At 61.4% G+C, this 15,305-nt stretch carries 13 protein-coding genes and 2 pseudogenes; 7 read left to right on the forward strand and 8 right to left on the reverse strand.

Features of this window, described 5'->3' with window-relative positions:
• Positions 1 to 18 precede the first annotated feature (18 nt).
• From AC57B6_RS36700 to AC57B6_RS36715, 4 genes are read right to left on the reverse strand one after another with little or no spacing between them, the layout of a single operon-like run.
• Complete coding sequence (locus AC57B6_RS36700) at positions 19 to 576, reverse strand: MarR family winged helix-turn-helix transcriptional regulator (RefSeq protein ID WP_028195355.1); 558 nt, start codon at positions 574 to 576, stop codon at positions 19 to 21.
• Positions 573 to 1,349, reverse strand: coding sequence for an SDR family NAD(P)-dependent oxidoreductase (locus AC57B6_RS36705; RefSeq protein ID WP_496423168.1), 777 nt, complete (start codon positions 1,347 to 1,349; stop codon positions 573 to 575). Before AC57B6_RS36705 ends, AC57B6_RS36700 begins: the two co-directional genes overlap by 4 nt.
• Positions 1,346 to 3,718, reverse strand: a complete 2,373-nt coding sequence (locus AC57B6_RS36710) for a bifunctional salicylyl-CoA 5-hydroxylase/oxidoreductase (RefSeq protein ID WP_496423169.1) — start codon at positions 3,716 to 3,718, stop codon at positions 1,346 to 1,348. Before AC57B6_RS36710 ends, AC57B6_RS36705 begins: the two co-directional genes overlap by 4 nt.
• Positions 3,719 to 3,776: 58 nt before the next feature.
• Positions 3,777 to 4,832, reverse strand: coding sequence for an NAD(P)/FAD-dependent oxidoreductase (locus AC57B6_RS36715; protein ID WP_042274326.1), 1,056 nt, complete (start codon positions 4,830 to 4,832; stop codon positions 3,777 to 3,779).
• A 224-nt stretch (positions 4,833 to 5,056) separates the two neighbouring features.
• Between AC57B6_RS36715 and AC57B6_RS36720 the strand changes: the two genes are divergently transcribed.
• The 7 genes and pseudogenes from AC57B6_RS36720 to AC57B6_RS36750 all read left to right on the forward strand — a co-directional run bounded on the left by AC57B6_RS36720 (position 5,057) and on the right by AC57B6_RS36750 (position 9,954).
• Positions 5,057 to 6,064, forward strand: coding sequence for a MerR family transcriptional regulator (locus AC57B6_RS36720; RefSeq protein ID WP_406869214.1), 1,008 nt, complete (start codon positions 5,057 to 5,059; stop codon positions 6,062 to 6,064).
• 92 nt (positions 6,065 to 6,156) lie between these two features.
• Positions 6,157 to 6,882: a GTP cyclohydrolase I gene (folE, locus tag AC57B6_RS36725; protein ID WP_144192180.1), complete on the forward strand. Its 726-nt coding sequence runs from the start codon at positions 6,157 to 6,159 to the stop codon at positions 6,880 to 6,882.
• A 77-nt stretch (positions 6,883 to 6,959) separates the two neighbouring features.
• Positions 6,960 to 7,709 carry an SDR family NAD(P)-dependent oxidoreductase gene (locus AC57B6_RS36730; RefSeq protein ID WP_025496257.1) on the forward strand — a complete coding sequence of 250 codons (750 nt, stop codon included), beginning with the start codon at positions 6,960 to 6,962 and terminating at the stop codon, positions 7,707 to 7,709.
• Positions 7,710 to 7,780: 71 nt separating this feature from the next.
• Positions 7,781 to 7,918, forward strand: a pseudogene (locus tag AC57B6_RS36735) (succinate dehydrogenase, hydrophobic membrane anchor protein); the annotation flags it as partial.
• Positions 7,892 to 8,101, forward strand: coding sequence for a DUF2256 domain-containing protein (locus tag AC57B6_RS36740; protein ID WP_081832980.1), 210 nt, complete (start codon positions 7,892 to 7,894; stop codon positions 8,099 to 8,101). The pseudogene AC57B6_RS36735 and the gene AC57B6_RS36740, both read left to right, overlap by 27 nt.
• Positions 8,094 to 9,662 carry a cryptochrome/photolyase family protein gene (locus AC57B6_RS36745; protein WP_496423170.1) on the forward strand — a complete coding sequence of 523 codons (1,569 nt, stop codon included), beginning with the start codon at positions 8,094 to 8,096 and terminating at the stop codon, positions 9,660 to 9,662. Before AC57B6_RS36740 ends, AC57B6_RS36745 begins: the two co-directional genes overlap by 8 nt.
• The gene (locus AC57B6_RS36750; RefSeq protein ID WP_375792413.1) at positions 9,646 to 9,954 is read left to right on the forward strand and encodes a hypothetical protein; all 309 of its coding nucleotides are present in this window, start codon (positions 9,646 to 9,648) and stop codon (positions 9,952 to 9,954) included. Before AC57B6_RS36745 ends, AC57B6_RS36750 begins: the two co-directional genes overlap by 17 nt.
• A gap of 465 nt (positions 9,955 to 10,419) precedes the next feature.
• On the opposite strand, the gene AC57B6_RS36755 is transcribed toward AC57B6_RS36750, so the two are convergent.
• From AC57B6_RS36755 to AC57B6_RS36770, 4 genes and pseudogenes are all read right to left on the reverse strand, one after another.
• On the reverse strand, positions 10,420 to 11,547 hold the full coding sequence (locus AC57B6_RS36755) for a porin (RefSeq protein WP_025496261.1): 1,128 nt from the start codon (positions 11,545 to 11,547) through the stop codon (positions 10,420 to 10,422).
• A 398-nt stretch (positions 11,548 to 11,945) separates the two neighbouring features.
• A complete protein-coding gene (locus AC57B6_RS36760) occupies positions 11,946 to 14,294 on the reverse strand; it encodes a hybrid sensor histidine kinase/response regulator (RefSeq protein ID WP_496423171.1) in 2,349 nt (782 codons plus the stop codon).
• 243 nt (positions 14,295 to 14,537) lie between these two features.
• Positions 14,538 to 14,990: pseudogene (locus AC57B6_RS36765) on the reverse strand (sensor histidine kinase); the annotation flags it as partial.
• A 106-nt stretch (positions 14,991 to 15,096) separates the two neighbouring features.
• Entirely contained in the window at positions 15,097 to 15,264 is a 168-nt protein-coding gene (locus tag AC57B6_RS36770; RefSeq protein ID WP_216751448.1) for a hypothetical protein, read from the reverse strand.
• Positions 15,265 to 15,305: the final 41 nt, after the last annotated feature.

The following is a 15,305-nucleotide window of genomic DNA, read 5'->3' on the forward strand; positions in this document are numbered from 1 at the left end:
TGTCTCCTACGGTGCGAATCAGTCTTTCAGACTGTCGAGCAGATGTTGTTTGAGTTTGCCGAGGCGCTGATGGGTGCGAGATTTTTCGTCGAGGCTCAAGCCGCCGAACAGTTCGACGACCCATTGCTCATGCGCTACCGCCATCTTGTCGAACGCCTTGCGGCCCGCAGGGGTCAGGCATACGCTGATCGAGCGGCGGTCGTTCGGATCGGTGTCGCGCGAAACCAGCCCTTCTTTTTCGAGCTGATCCGTAATGCCGGTCACGTTGCCGCCCGTCACCATCAAACGGCGCGACAGTTCGGTCATCTTCAGCCCTTCCGGATGACGTTCGAGCTGTGCCATCAGGTCGAAACGCGGCAACGTGGTGTCGAATTCGTTGCGCAGGCGCTTGCGCAATTCGGCTTGCACGAGGTTGGTCGTGGTCAGCATGCGCAGCCACAAACGCAGGCCCATATGACTATCGGCGCCGGTGCTCATTTCCAGATCCACGACGTTCTCCGCAAGTTTGGCGACGCCTTTGCGCGCCGGCTTGGCTTCGGCCGATGGGGGCGTTTTGATGTTCGATGACTTGGTCACATTACTTCTCCACCGGAGATGGAAATGGATTGGCCCGTGATCGCGTCCGAGCCGGGTTGGCAGAGCCAAAGCACCGAGTTGGCGACTTGTTCCGGGCTCACGAAACGACGCTGCGGATTCGAGCGAAGCAAGGTTTCGCGCGCTTGCTGTTCCGTGCGTGAGGTCTTGCTGGTGATCTGGTCGAGCGACGCATGCAGCAGCTCGGTTTCCGTATAACCGGGGCAGACGGCGTTGACCGTGATGCCTTTGGTCGCGACTTCCAACGCGAGCGAACGCGTCAGGCCGATCACCCCGTGTTTCGCGGCACAGTACGCCGCGACGTACGCATAACCGATTTGTCCCGCCGTGCTCGCGATATTGACGATGCGGCCGTGACCGCGTTCGAGCATGCCGGGCAGCACGGCACGCGTGCCGAGGAACACGCCGGTGAGATTGACGTCGAGCATGCGCTGCCAGAGCGCCATGTCGGTGTGGGTAAAGGGGGCGGCCTGCGCCTGACCTGCGTTGTTGACGAGGATGTCGATGGCACCGGCTTGCGCGAATGCCTTCTCGACCGATTCTTCGCTGGTGACGTCGACGCCGATGCAGGCGACCTCACCGAGGCCGTCGAACTTTTCCCGCTGTGCTTCGAGACGTTGCACGTTGCGGCCCATCAAGGTGACGCGGGCGCCGGCGCGCAGCAGCGCTTCGGCCACCGCTGCACCGATGCCGCCGCCGCCGCCGGTGACGACGGCATGCTGTCCTGCGAGCGTCGAGGTAGTTGGCGTATTCACGTTGTTCCTTCAGCGCGTTGCGCGCGTTCTTGTGCCGACAGGCCAGCGTTAGCTGCGGCCTGGGCGCGTTCGCGTTCGAGATTGCGCTCGAGTTGCGACTTGGCCGCCGTATAGGGCTTTGGCCATGCCACGTCGAAGTAGCCTATTTTTGCGGCTTCATTCAACGTCCAGGACGGATTGGCCAGATGGGGCCGCGCTATCGCGCAGAGATCGGCTCGGCCCGCCGCAATGATGCTGTTCACATGGTCCGCTTCCGAGATCGCACCGACCGCGATCGTCGCGATGCCGGCTTCGTTGCGCACGCGGTCGGAGAAGGGCGTCTGGAACATGCGGCCGTACACGGGCTTTTCCTGCTTGCTGACCTGGCCCGACGAGACGTCGATCATGTCGGCGCCTGCCGCTTTGAAGGCGCGAGCGATTTGCACGGCGTCGTCGGGCGTGGTGCCTCCGTCGACCCAGTCGTTGGCGGAAATGCGCACGGAGATCGGCTTGTCTTGCGGCCAGACCGCACGGATCGCCTTGAAAACCTGCAACGGATAGCGCAGACGGTTTTCAAGCGAGCCGCCGTATTCGTCGGTCCGCTGGTTGGTCAACGGCGACAGGAAGCTCGACAGAAAATAGCCATGCGCGCAGTGCAATTCGAGCCAATCGAAGCGTGCCTCCGCGGACATTTTCGTAGCGCGTACGAACTGCGCTTCGATTTGATTGAGCTCGTCCCGGGTGGCTTCACGCGAGGTCTGACTGATACCGCTTAAATACTGTTGGGGCGAAGCGGACACGAGCGGCCAGTTGCCCTCGTCGAGCGGCAGGTCGATGCCTTCCCACGCGACACGTGTCGAGCCTTTGGCGCCGGAGTGCCCGAGCTGAATGCCGATTTTCGCGTCCGACTGATGATGCACGAGATCGACAATGCGCTTCCACGCCACCAGATGTTCCGGCGCGTACATGCCGGGACAGGCGGGCGTGATGCGCGCTTCAGGCGACACGCAGGTCATTTCCGTCATGACGAGCGCGGCTCCGCCCATGGCGCGGGCACCGAGATGCATCAGATGATAGTCACCGGCTACGCCGTCGACGGCGGAGTACTGCGCCATCGGCGAAACGACGACGCGGTTTTTCAGTGTGACGCCACGCAACCTGAAGGGCGTGAACATCGGCGGAACGGAGTGTTTTTCAGGCGTGCGATCGATGCCCGAGCGGTGCGCGAGCCAGTCTTCGAACGCCGACAGATAGCTTGCGTCGCGCTCCCGCAGGTTTTCGTGCGAAATGCGCTGCGAGCGCGTGAGCAGCGAGTAGGCGAATTGCTCCGGCTCGAACGACGTGTAGCGATCGACATGCTCGAACCATTCCGTCGAATTGCGCGCGGCATTCTGGATGCGCAGCACGTCGATACTGCGCACGTCCGTGTAGTGCCGCAACGCGGCGGCCAGGTCACCCGGATGCGCGCCCATGCTGTTGGCGAGTTCGATCGAATCTTCGAGTGCGAGCTTGGTGCCCGAGCCGATCGAGAAGTGCGCGGTGTGCGCGGCATCGCCCATCAGCACGATCGGTGTTTGCGTGCCGTCGGCATTGTTGCGCCAGTGCACCCACTCCTCATTGACGACGCGCGGGAAGCGAATCCATTGCGACGACCCGCGCAAATGCGCGGCGTTCGAGAGCAATGCGTTGCCGTCCAGGTATTTGGCGAACAGCTTCTCGCAGAACGCGATGCTGTCTTCCTTGCTCATTTCGTCGAGACCGGCGGCACGCCAGACGCGCTCCGGTGCTTCCACAATAAACGTGGAGGTTTGATCGTCGAAACGATAAGCGTGAGCCTGGAACCAGCCGAACTCCGTTTCTTCGAAGGCGAATGTGAAGGCGTCAAATAGCTTTTTGGTGCCGAGCCAGACGAAGCGGCAATCGCGCATGTCGATGGCGGGCTTGTAAGTCGCTGCATACTTTTGACGGATCGCGCTGTTGGCGCCGTCACAGGCGATGATCAGGTCGGCGTTGTAGGTGGTGTCGTCGGTGACCTGGGTTTCGAAAACCAGCTTGACGCCCAGTTCTTCGCAACGCGCCTGCAGGATATTCAGCAGACGTTTTCTGCCGATGCCGCAGAAGCCGTGGCCCGACGAGCGAATCTGCCTGCCGCGGAAATTGATCTCGATGTCGTCCCAGTGATTGAAGGCGTCGAGAATCGCGTCCGCGCTCGGGGCGTCGGCGGCGCGCAGGTTGCCGAGCGTCTGGTCGGAGAAGACGACGCCCCAGCCGAAGGTGTCGTAGGGGCGATTGCGTTCGACCACCGTGACCTCGTACGCCGGGTTCCGGCCCTTCATTAACAGGCCGAAGTACAAGCCGGCCGGGCCGCCGCCGATACATACGATACGCATGCTGACTCTCCAGTGGACTTTGCTCTGGAAAGTAATTTAGGCCTAGATAGTTTAAGTGTCAAGTAAATTGACGAGGTGGTTTCTTAGGCCGGGAGCCGCCGTGTTTAGGGGCAACTTCCCACCCGGAGGCAATCTGCTTGCCCAGCATGCGGCCGCTTAGCCACGCACCCTCGACTCTGCCGCCATTGAGCCAATCGCCGCACATTGCCAGGCCGCTGGCTTCGTCCCAGATGTATCCGGGTGCCGGCTCGTCGCTCGCCGCGGTGTCGGCGAATCGCCAGCGGTGCGCAGTCCATTCGCTGGACCGTTGGCCGCCGTGCAGCGCGAACGCTTCGAGCAGACAATCCGCGACACGTTCCGCGCTGGCGTCGATATAAAGCTCGCTCCACTCGGCGTTCGCGTGCAATAGCCATGTTTCGGGACCGTTACGGCCTGGCTTGCTGCTATCGCGCGCTATCCAGCGCAGGGGCCCCTCGTTGATGAAGGCGGCATCGAACGGCACCGGCAAGCGCTCAGGCAAGCGCACCATGAGTGCCCAACATGGGCGCATCTTCGTTTTGCTTGCGAGCGCCGCGAGTCTGGTCGCGGGCTCCCGCAGCAAATCCGCCGCCTGCGGCGCGGGCATGGCGAGGACCACGACGTCGAAGCGCTCCGCCAGCGTGCCCTGTTCGGCGGACTCGAGGCGCCACTGTCGCCCATCCCGATGCAACGCCGTGACCGTGCAACCCAAGGTCACCGACTGAGCGCCAGCGAGAAACTTCGCCGGCGCGTTCATGGACGGCGTACCGACAAAGCGGTCTTGCGCGCTCGCCCATGTGGTCCGCGCGGAGCCGTCGAGCACCGCAATTCGTGCAGGCCAGATCGCGGCGACGCCTGCGTTCTGCCATCGCGCCACTTCAGCCTGGAAGAGCGGATCGCGCGCGGTGAAGTACTGGGCCCCATGGTCGCACTGCCGATCGCCCTCGCGACGGGTGCTCATGCGCCCGGCCGGCCCGCGGCTTTTGTCGAACACGTTGACCTCGAAACCCGAGCGGCGCAAGACCGTCGCGCATGACAAGCCGGCGATCCCCGCACCGACGACGGCTATTCGTAGGCCTTTCCGCTTGATAGGCATGACTTCTCTCTGCTGGGTTCGGGAGCTCGCCGTGAGTCACTAGCAAAAGCCGGGTACGCACCGATATGAGTCATCATGACTCATGGTGGCGAATAATTATGAAGAATTGTGGCAGAGTATCGTCGGTTTGTCGCCAATATTCGGCGACATGACTCGCAATAATGATTCACATTGACTCGAAACGGGCATATGATTCCGACTCATGCAAAGCTAAAGGAATGGCCATGCCGTCAACCTCCGTCGAAGACACGTCGCTCCGTCGCATTTACCGGAGCGGGGAGGCCGCGCGGCTGGCGCGGATGCCGGTCACGAGGCTAAGGCTTTGGGAGCGGCGCTATGAGGTGGTGGGCCCGGCTAAAAGTGAGGCGGGACAGCGCCTGTACTCCGAAGACGACGTGCGCCGACTGGTGCTGATCAACGCGCTGGTGCAGCGCGGCCACGCGATTGGAGCGATTGCGCGTCTGGAACGCGAACAACTCGAGTTTCTTGCTGCCGGGGAGGCGTCCACCGGCAGAGCGCGCCCGGCCAATACACGTTCCGAGGTCAGGTTCCGGCTCACGCTGGTGGGCGAGAATCTCGCCCGGCGCCTGGCCGAAACGGGTATCGATCTGCAGCGCTACGGCGTTGGCATGCTCGCAGAATATGCGGATCTGGCCGCGGCGCGCGAAGACGCGTCATCTGAAGGGGAAGAGACGAACATTCTGCTGTTGCGTCTTCCTTCTCTACATGAGGACGCCGCCTCCGAGGTTCTCGCACTCGCCGACGCCTGCGGCGCGGCGGCGGTCGCCGTGGTGTACGGCTTCGGCACGGGGCGCGCGGCAGAAGCGTTGCGCCTCGCCGGTGTGCGGCTGTATCGGGAGCTCGACAGCAGAACCGAACTCCGCCAGATGCTCGGCGATCTTTTCCAGAGCGCTCAACTGACGCTTGAGTCCGGCGAAGCATCCACGTGGACGCGCTCCCCGCGTCGGTATGACGACGCCGAGCTCGAAGCCATCGCGGCCCGCTCGTCGACGATTGCGTGCGAATGTCCCCGGCACCTCGCTGAACTGGTGATGCAGTTGGCCACGTTCGAATCCTATAGCGACGCATGTACATCGCGCTCGGCGCACGACGTTGCCTTACACCGGCATCTCGGCGACGTCGCCAATCGCGCGCGCGTGCTGATCGAGTCGGCGCTCGAGCGTGTGGTGCGCGAAGAAGGCTGGTCGCCTCAACCGCATGAGGCGGAGTGAGGCGTGGCTTCGCGAGTCGGGGACACAGCGCACATGACACAGCGCAGGTAACGCGTACGGATTGACACATTGACGTTGGGAGAAAAGGTCTCATGCAATCAGTAGCGCAGGACATACGCCACGGCGTGGAGTTGGGCGACGGCTTGCCGCTTTCGCAGCGGATCAGATGTCGGCTTCTGAGTGCGGGAGCCCGGTTCCACGCGAACGACAACATCGCCGGCTATCTTCGCGAGGGAGAGCTGGAGCTGCTGCAAAAGGAAGTCGCGGACAAGCTTCAAGGGGTTTTGCGCTCGCTCGTCATCGACGTCGACAACGATCACAACACGCACGAAACCGCGCAACGCGTGGCAAAAATGTTCGTGCGCGAGGTCTTTGCGGGACGATACGACGCCGCGCCGGCTGTCACCGAATTTCCGAATGTCGAGCGGCTCAACGAGTTGATGATCGTGGGTCCGCTACGCGTGCGTAGCGCCTGCTCCCATCACCTGTGCCCGATCATGGGGCGGGTCTGGGTTGGCGTGATGCCCAACGAGAATTCGAACCTCATTGGTCTGTCCAAATACGGACGCCTGATCAACTGGATCATGACCCGGCCGCAGATCCAGGAAGAGGCCGTCAAGCAGATCGCGGATCTGCTCGAAGAGCGCATTCAGCCCGACGGGCTTGCCGTGGTGCTGGAGGCCGACCACTTCTGCATGCATTGGCGCGGCACGAAAGACGACGACGCAAAAATGGTCAACAGCGTGATGCGCGGTTCGTTTCTTCGGGATCCCGCGCTGCGCCGCGAATTTCTGGATCTTCTGCCGGGTCGGGATTGATTGGCCGGCACGAGAGTGTGGCTCGATGCCCGGTATTGAGCGGCTGAACGTAACGGGTTTCTGTCGGGAGCGAGGCAATGGCTGCGATCTGGATTACTGGCGCGAGCGGTGCAGTCGGATCTGCACTTGCCCGGAGACTGTCAGCGCGCGGTTTAAGCATTGTTCTTACATCGCGCGACGGAGCGAGGCTTACCGAACTCGCCGACGAACTTGGAGTGCGCGCGCTCGCTGCACCCGCCGACGTAACCGATGCGGCGCAGGTGCAATGTGCGATTCAGGCAGGCATTGAGCGATTTGGAGAGGTCACAGGTGTCGCCCATTGCGTCGGCTCGATTCTGATCCGACCTCTGCACCTGACCAGCGAAGCGGATATGCGCGCGACGCTTGCCGACAACTACATCAGTGCGTGGCACGTGCTTCGGGCTTTCGTGACCGCTGCGCTCGCCCACCGCAAGCCCTCGAGCGCTGTACTGGTGGGCACGGTTGCGGCGCAGTCTGGATTTCCGAATCACGAGGCCATCGCGGGTGCAAAGGCCGCAGTGGCTGCGCTCGCCGTCACGGCCGCGGCGACCTATGCTGAGCGCGGTATCCGGGTGAATTGCGTTCATCCGGGACTCACTGTCTCGAACATGTCGTCGAAGCTGACGGGCTCGCCCGAGTCGATCGCCCGGATGTCAAAGTTCAATCCTATGAGGCGTTTGGGTCAAGGCGAGGATACCGCGGCGTTGATCGACTTTCTGCTGAGCGATGATGCTGGCTGGATCACCGGCCAGCAGATCGGGGTGGACGGCGGCCATGGCATCCTTCATTCGATGGCGGGTGCGTGATGCCAGAGCGTTCCGTCTCAGTCAGCGTGGAGTTTCCCCGGCTCGCGTCGGGGTCCGGTTGTCCGCGCGCGATGCGAATAGGCGCGAAACGTCCCGTCGTCGGCGCGCATGACGATCTGCGCGACTGGCTGGCCCAGCGCGTTACCGCGATCATCATGGCGATCCACGCGTTGATCCTGCTTATGTGGGTCTTCGGCGCGCGCAATTTCCTGCCCACTGTAGGCGTTCATGCGACGGCAGTGCGGCATCGAGGTAACAAAGCTTCGTTGCCGGTCAAGCTATGCGTCGTTTGTGGCTTACCCATGAGCTGGCGTCGTCGCTGGGCGAGGAACTGGTCTGATGTGAAGTATTGCTCGGACGCGTGCAGGCGCGGCAAGAGGCGTCATGGCTAGTCTGCGCTCACTGGTCATCGTGCTGGGCGATCAGCTCGACCTCGATGCGTCCGCGTTCGACGGGTTCGACCCGGAACAGGATTCGGTCTGGATGGCCGAAGTCGCCGAGGAGTCGACGCATGTATGGTCCAGCAAGCAGCGCACGGCGCTGTTCCTATCCGCTATGCGCCATTTCGCGCTGAGTGTGGGGGAGGCGGGCCACGACCTCGTCTACACGCGGCTCGATGACGTCAACAATGCCGGCAGTCTTGGCGCGCAACTGCATGCCGACCTTCTGCGACTAAGGCCTGCCCGCCTGATCATGACAGCCCCGGGCGACTGGCGCGTGCTACAGGCGATCAAGACTGTTGCTGCGGCCAGCTTGATACCGCTGGACGTGCGTGTGGACCGCCATTTTTTTACCAGTGTGCGTGAGTTTGCGGAGCATGCCAAAAGCCGGAAAGTCCTGCGCATGGAGTACTTCTATCGGGAACAGCGAAAGCGCCATCAGGTTCTGATGGAGGGCGACGGCCTGTCTGACGAGCCGCTGGGTGGCCGGTGGAACTTCGACAGCCTTAATCGCGAGCCCTTTGGCGTCGATGGGCCCGGGTTCGTGCCGCCGCGCGCCTGTTTTGAACCCGACGATATGACGCGCGAGGTGATCGCGCTGGTCAATGCCCGCTTCAGCGGGCACCCCGGGCGGCTCGACGACTTCGGCTGGCCTGTAACACGAGCTCAGGCGTTGCAATCGCTGAGTGATTTTATAGAAGACAGGCTGCCGCTGTTCGGACGCTACCAGGATGCCATGTGGCCTGACGATCCCTGGCTTTACCACGCCCAGATTTCCGCTGCGCTCAACCTGAAGCTGCTGAACCCGCGAGAGGTAGTGGCGGCTGCTGAAATGGCCTATCGGAACGGCCACGCTCCGCTTGCCAGCGTTGAAGGTTTCATCCGCCAGATCCTTGGCTGGCGCGAATATGTGCGGGGCATCTACTGGACGCAGATGCCTGCATACGGTGAGCGCAACCTGCTGGATGCCCAGCAGGAACTGCCGGCATGGTACTGGACCGGGGCCACCGATTTTGCGTGCCTGCGTGACGCTTTGGCACAAACGCTGAGACACGGTTACGCCAATCATATCCAGCGCCTGATGGTGACCGGCCTTTATGCCCTGATGCTGGGCGTTCAACCGCAAAAGGTGCATTCATGGTATCTCGCGGTGTACGTCGATGCTGTCGAGTGGGTCGAACTGCCGAATACTTTAGGCATGAGCCAGTACGCCGATGGCGGGATGATGGGTAGCAAGCCTTATGTGGCGACCGGAAAGTACATTCAGCGCATGAGTCCCCACTGCAGGAACTGCCGCTACGACCCGGGCGAGAGGGCGGGTGAGCGTGCCTGCCCCTTCACCACGTTGTACTGGGAATTCCTGATGCGCCATCAGGCCTTGCTTGCCAAAAATCCACGTATGGCACTCCAGGTGAAAAACCTCGCCCGTCTGAGCGCGGCTGACAGGCAGGCCGTTAGCGAGCGTGCAGCGGCAATCCGCCGGAACGAGGTTGGATGTGTCCAGAAGGCATAAACCGGAAGTGTCCGACGGCGTATTGTTTGCGGATGACTTGATATCGGACGCCGGTCTGGGTGCGCCCGAACCCACTCTGGCGGCTGCCCGTGCGCGCATTTCCGCCGTACGACCTGCTGTGTACGCCCGCACCCGCAATGCTTTGAACGGCGCTGTCAGCGGCCTGTCGCCTTATATCACTCACGGTTTTGTCACGTTGGCGGAGGTGGTGGCGGGCGTGAGTGGGACCCGGGCTTCACGCGACTTTCGTACCACGGCCGAGTTGCTGGCGAGCAATGCGGTGCTGCGATGATCCGAGCGAAGCAGTTAGGTGCTGCGCGTCAATTAGGGTGGGTTTTACCGGCAACAAGAAGCGTGCGGGAGAGGCGTCTGAGCGTGTCTACGCTGCCGCTGCGAACAAGCGCGGCGCTCGCTTGAGACGTCTGGTTATTCCGGATGCTGCACGCGACAATTGAACCACGCCAGTGCCTGGAAAAAAAAGCCCGTCCAAGTGGACGGGCCAAAATGTTACTCGGAGAAAGTCGCGTCGGCGAAAGTATCAGCGGACTCTCGCTCCGCATTCACTGCGCCATGACCACCGTTTCATCGGGACCCGCGACAGGTGTCCCGACGCATCTGGACGCGACCTTTTCAATCAGGCTGTATGGGTCGTGCCCGGATGATCTTTGCGCCGGCGAGTGCTTCGCCGGCGCACCTGACTGTTGCGCCGTTACACATGGCAAATGCCATGGCATTTGCCGCTCTGCGTCGAGCCGCCTTAGAAACGGGTCAATATGCCGACAGAACCCATGACCTGATTGCCCGTTGATGAAGCACCACCCGCGTTGTACAGGACTGCGACGTTCTTGTTGCCCGTTGCGTGCTGATACATCGCTTCGGCATACAGTTCCGTACGCTTGGACAGCGAATACCGGGTAATCGCGTTGATCTGGTTCCACTTCGGATCTGTACCGTACGACGTTGCGCCACTCAGATGTGCATCCGTGTAGGCGTACGAAATGCCGACCATAAGCGCCGGCGTGACTGCGTACTTGCCGTTGATTTCATAGTTGTCGAAACTAACCCCGCCTTGCTTCAGGCCGAACGCGTTCGTATCCTGGTACTGGCTGTGCGTGTAGACAAACCCGACGGTCGCAGGACCGAAGCCGTAGCTCACGCCCGCGCCCGTCGTACGCTGCACATCCGACGTCAGGCCGCCTTTGAACTCAGTCGGGTCAGCGGCGCCTGTGGTATTCGGATTCGAAGCGCCCGAACCGTTGATCTGCAAATAGGCGGCAGCCACGTTCAAGCCACCGTAGTTGTAGCTGGCGCCCGCACTGTACGCACGGTCGACAGCAAAGCCGGTCTGGGTGTTGCTGAACGCGTACATGCCGCCGGCCTTGAAGCCGGCATAGTCGAGACTGGTGAACTTGACCGCGTTGTTGAAGCGGACGCTATGTTGAAGGTTGTCGTTGTCATACGGGTGCGCAAACCCCGAGTCACCAAACGTGCCTGCAGTAGCAGACAGGGGCGAGACGAAATCGACCATGGAGTCATACTGGCGCCCCAGCGTGACCGCGCCAAAATTCTTGCTGCTCAGGCCAACGTATGCCTGACGACCGAACATCCGGCCTCCCTGACCGAGCGTGCCGTTATTGACGTTGAAACCATTTTCGAGCACGAAGATAGCCTTCAGACCGCCGCCGAGGTCTTCCGCGCCGCGCAGACCAAACCGGCTACCGCTGATATTGCCGCTCGCCAGTGCGACCCGGCCGCTGCCGCCGACGTTATTGGTGTACGCGATACCGGCGTCGACGAGACCGTACAGCGTGACCGAACTCTGTGCATGGGCGGCCGATGCGGCAAGCGCGGCAGAGACGGCGATGGCGACGGGGATCTTCTTCATGAATTAACTCCAGCGTGTTGGGATTGAGACTTGAACAACGGCGCGAGTATAGGAGGGCTAATGCAGCGCGGCCTCGGTTTGTGGCTGCATTAGACCCTTCCGGTTTTCTGGAGTAATCCGTCACAAATTCGCAATAATGCTGATCGCACCGTGCCAGTAGAGGCGTAGGGCTGCTCTATTTCATCCCTTCAAAGCGGGCAACGTTGTATTGGAGCGACGATGTCGCGCCAGCCTGCATTCGCAGTTCTGAACTATCGGGTGGCGAACGTGACAAGATGGCCGTGCGGCACCTTCAGGTGCCTTCCGACCGACAGCACCGCGATGGCATTCAAGCGCACAGTATTTCGGCAGGACGTAAGTCCTCGCATCAATGGTGGCCAGTACACCGATGAGCGCATCTAAATTTCAGGCTGGTCCAGTACCTTATCCAGCTCTTCCAGGGTATAGGGCTTGCGCAACGCCTTCCAACGAAACTTCAGCGCTGGAACGTCGGGCATCTCATTGCCCGAGGCGAAGACAATGCGCAGCGCAGGCTGTATCTGAATCGCCTGTTCGGCAAGTTCGATTCCGGACATGCCGGGAATCACCAGATCGGCGAGTAATACGTCGAATGCCTCGTCCCTCAGCCAGCGCAGGGCCTCTTCCGGCGACGCGGTCGCGGCTGGGTCGTGTCCGAGTATTTTTGCCAATTCGCTCGTAGCTTCCAGCAGCGAGGGATCGTCGTCGACCAGAAGAACCCGCAGACCTGTCGTGCCGCAGCCTGCTTCCGACAGCGTCGCGCCCTCGCTCTCGAGCGGCGCGCCAGTTCCTCCCAGCAGCTGGCGGATCTTGTAGGCGAGTTGTTCGCGAGTGTATGGCTTGCTCAGCAGTTCGACCCCTGGGTCGAGCCGTCCACCGTGAATGATCGCGTTCTGCGTATAACCGGAGGTGAAAAGCACCTTCAGGCGCGGCAGAAGCTGCACCGCTTGCGCAGCCATGTCGGGACTGCGCACGGCCCCCGGCATCACGACATCCGTAAAAAGCAGGTCAATGTGGACACCGCTTCGAATCACGGTCAACGCCTCTTCGGCGCAGTCTGCCTTCAGCACGCTGTAACCAAGACCTGACAGCGTATCGACGACGGTCGATTGCACTTTGAGATCGTCTTCCACGACGAGAATGGTCTCTGTTCCGCCTAGCAACCTGACGCTCGGTCTCGCGGGAGGTTCCATTGCCGCTTCGGTGGAGCGCGGCAGGTAGATCTTCACGGTGGTGCCATGCCCGAGCTCGCTATAGATGCGGGTATGTCCGCCGCTTTGCTTGACGAAACCATAGGCCATGCTCAAACCCAGGCCGGTTCCCGCCCCTTCAGGTTTCGTCGTAAAGAATGGGTCGAATGCCCGCTCGAGCACGTTAGCCGGCATGCCCGTGCCCGTGTCGGTGACGGCGAGCATGACGTACTGGCCTGCCGGCACATCGGGCAGTCCGGCAACGTATTGATCGTCGAGCATTGCATTGGCCAGTTCCATGGTCAGCTTTCCGCCATCCGGCATCGCATCGCGCGCGTTGATTGCCAGATTGAGAATGACGTTCTCGAGCTGATGAATGTCCACGATCGTGTTCCATAGCCCGCCGGCGACGACCGTTTCCACCTCAATGGTTTCACCCAGCGCGCGCCGCAGCAGATCGTCCATGCCTCGTATCGCGGGCGCCAGGTTAATCACAACCGGTCGCAAAGGCTGGCGGCGTCCAAAGGCGAGCAGTTGGGATGCCAGTTTCGCGCCGCGCTCTACCGCGTCGATCGCCTTGTCAAGCCGATCGCGGGTCCATCGGTCGCCGGCATGGCGGTTTTCCAGCAGTTCCAGGTTGCCGCGCAATACCTGCAATACATTGTTGAAATCGTGCGCGACGCCACCTGTCAGCTTGCCGATCGCCTCCATCTTCTGGGACTGGAACAGCGCCGTCCTGGTCTCTTCAAGAGCCCGGTTCGCCTCCATCCGCTCGGTGATGTCACGGGTAATCTTCGCAAATCCAGCAAGCGTTCCGTCATCGTTGTGAATTGCGTCGATCACGACGTGCGCCCAGAAACGGGTGCCATCTTTCCTGACTCGCCATCCTTCCGCTTCGAATCGCCCCTCTCTTGCGGCAGTGGCCAGCCCGCGCTGTGGCAGTCCAGTCGCCGCGTCTGCCGGTGTGTAAAAACGCGAGAAATGCGATCCGATGATTTCCTCGGCGGTGTAGCCCTTGATGCGCCGTGCGCCGGAGTTCCAGTTTGTGATCACCCCTTCCGGCGAGAGCATGAAGATCGCGTAGTCCGTCACCCCATTCACCAGCACACGGAAGCGCCGTTCGCTTTCAAGTACCGCGTCGTGCGCGGCCTTCTTTTCCGTGACATCGCGCACGATATTCACGTAACCGACAAGTTGCCCGCTTTCCGCATGCAACGCAGTAGTTACGTCGCTGGCCCAAAACGTTGACCCATTCTTGCGGACTCGCCAGCCTTCAGTGTCATGGCGCCCTATGCGCCGCGCGCTTTCGAGGCAGGTCGCAAGCGCCCGTTTCTGGCGGTCGTCCTCCGTGTAGAGGACGTCCAGCATGTGGCCGATAATTTCGTCCGGCTGGTATCCGTGAATAGTTACGCAGCCGGGATTCCAGGTCAGGATCCGGCCTTCGGGAGAAATCGCACAAATTGCATAGTCAGAGACAGATGCCACCCATTTGTCTGTCCAGTTCTGGATCGTATCGCCTGCTTGCCGTTTGTCCGGCATGTTCTACTCCCGGTTTGAATATTGTGGAGGCTGATATGACTGGCCGATATATTATCTCGTTGTCCAATTCGATCGCGATGGGAACCGCGCATTCTTATCGTCCATCGCCCGGCCGGGGAATGAGGGAATGGCGGCGCCACCCGAGTATCAGCACACGTTGCATGTGTCGTTCGTCAAGCACGGCTCTCACCGAGCAGAAAGCAGACGAGCCCGTTCATCTGGCGCGTTCGCGCCGAAGGAAATTTACAGGTCGCCCGCACGCGGGAGTAACACCGAAAACGCCGTCTCCGTTCCGTCAGACCGCGCCTCGATTTCACCATGATGAGCCTTGGCAATTTCGTTAGCAATATAGAGGCCTAGTCCGAGATTGCTGGCGTCGCTTTTGTCCTCATGTTCGTCGCCGCGAGCCAGGGGATCAAAGATGCGCGCCAGCGATGTGCGCGCAATGGCCGGTCCGCTGTTCCTGACTTCGATACGGATCTGTGTTACATCGCAGATCACCACTACGCGCGCCGGCGCATCCCGGGCGCCATACCTGATGGCGTTGTGTACGAGGTTTCCGAGCAATTGCTGCGGGCGCTGGCCGTCCCAGACGCCCTGCGAATCGCCGATCACATCCAGCTCTATCCGTTTGTCAGGATGGATGGCGTACAACTCTTCCACTTCCTCAGCGAGCACGTCCGCGAGGTCAATATTTGCGGCGCGCGGTCGCGCAACGCGGCCGCTTCCATTTACGCCGCCGCAGGCACGAGGGAGGCGGCGAGCGCTTCCCATTGCGCCAGGACCAGAATGCGGGATCGATTTATTCCCGGCGACGTCGCCCTCCGGCTTCCCGATTCTCCGTCACGACTCGGCGAACGGCTTCCATCAGATCGGGGCGTGCCTCGGGGTCGGGGACCTCGATCAGCTTGCGTGGAGCCCGGGCTTGCGGCTTCAGCGTGACACCGAAAGGTTTTTGCGGCGCAGTCATGGTTAGTCTCCGGTCTGATGACGGCTGATTCGGACGGCAAG

It is taken from the genome of Paraburkholderia sp. BGA-UO-ETr-F12, from assembly GCF_059567945.1.

What these genes read in the sequence shown, in the direction of transcription:
- AC57B6_RS36710 (WP_496423169.1), bottom strand. Translation starts at nt 3,718, where the DNA reads ATGCGTATCGTATGTATCGGCGGCGGCCCGGCCGGCTTGTACTTCGGC.
- AC57B6_RS36715 (WP_042274326.1), bottom strand. Translation starts at nt 4,832, where the DNA reads ATGCCTATCAAGCGGAAAGGCCTACGAATAGCCGTCGTCGGTGCGGGG.
- AC57B6_RS36720 (WP_406869214.1), top strand. Translation starts at nt 5,057, where the DNA reads ATGCCGTCAACCTCCGTCGAAGACACGTCGCTCCGTCGCATTTACCGG.
- folE (WP_144192180.1), top strand. Translation starts at nt 6,157, where the DNA reads ATGCAATCAGTAGCGCAGGACATACGCCACGGCGTGGAGTTGGGCGAC.
- AC57B6_RS36730 (WP_025496257.1), top strand. Translation starts at nt 6,960, where the DNA reads ATGGCTGCGATCTGGATTACTGGCGCGAGCGGTGCAGTCGGATCTGCA.
- AC57B6_RS36740 (WP_081832980.1), top strand. Translation starts at nt 7,892, where the DNA reads ATGTGGGTCTTCGGCGCGCGCAATTTCCTGCCCACTGTAGGCGTTCAT.
- AC57B6_RS36745 (WP_496423170.1), top strand. Translation starts at nt 8,094, where the DNA reads ATGGCTAGTCTGCGCTCACTGGTCATCGTGCTGGGCGATCAGCTCGAC.
- AC57B6_RS36755 (WP_025496261.1), bottom strand. Translation starts at nt 11,547, where the DNA reads ATGAAGAAGATCCCCGTCGCCATCGCCGTCTCTGCCGCGCTTGCCGCA.
- AC57B6_RS36760 (WP_496423171.1), bottom strand. Translation starts at nt 14,294, where the DNA reads ATGCCGGACAAACGGCAAGCAGGCGATACGATCCAGAACTGGACAGAC.
- AC57B6_RS36770 (WP_216751448.1), bottom strand. Translation starts at nt 15,264, where the DNA reads ATGACTGCGCCGCAAAAACCTTTCGGTGTCACGCTGAAGCCGCAAGCC.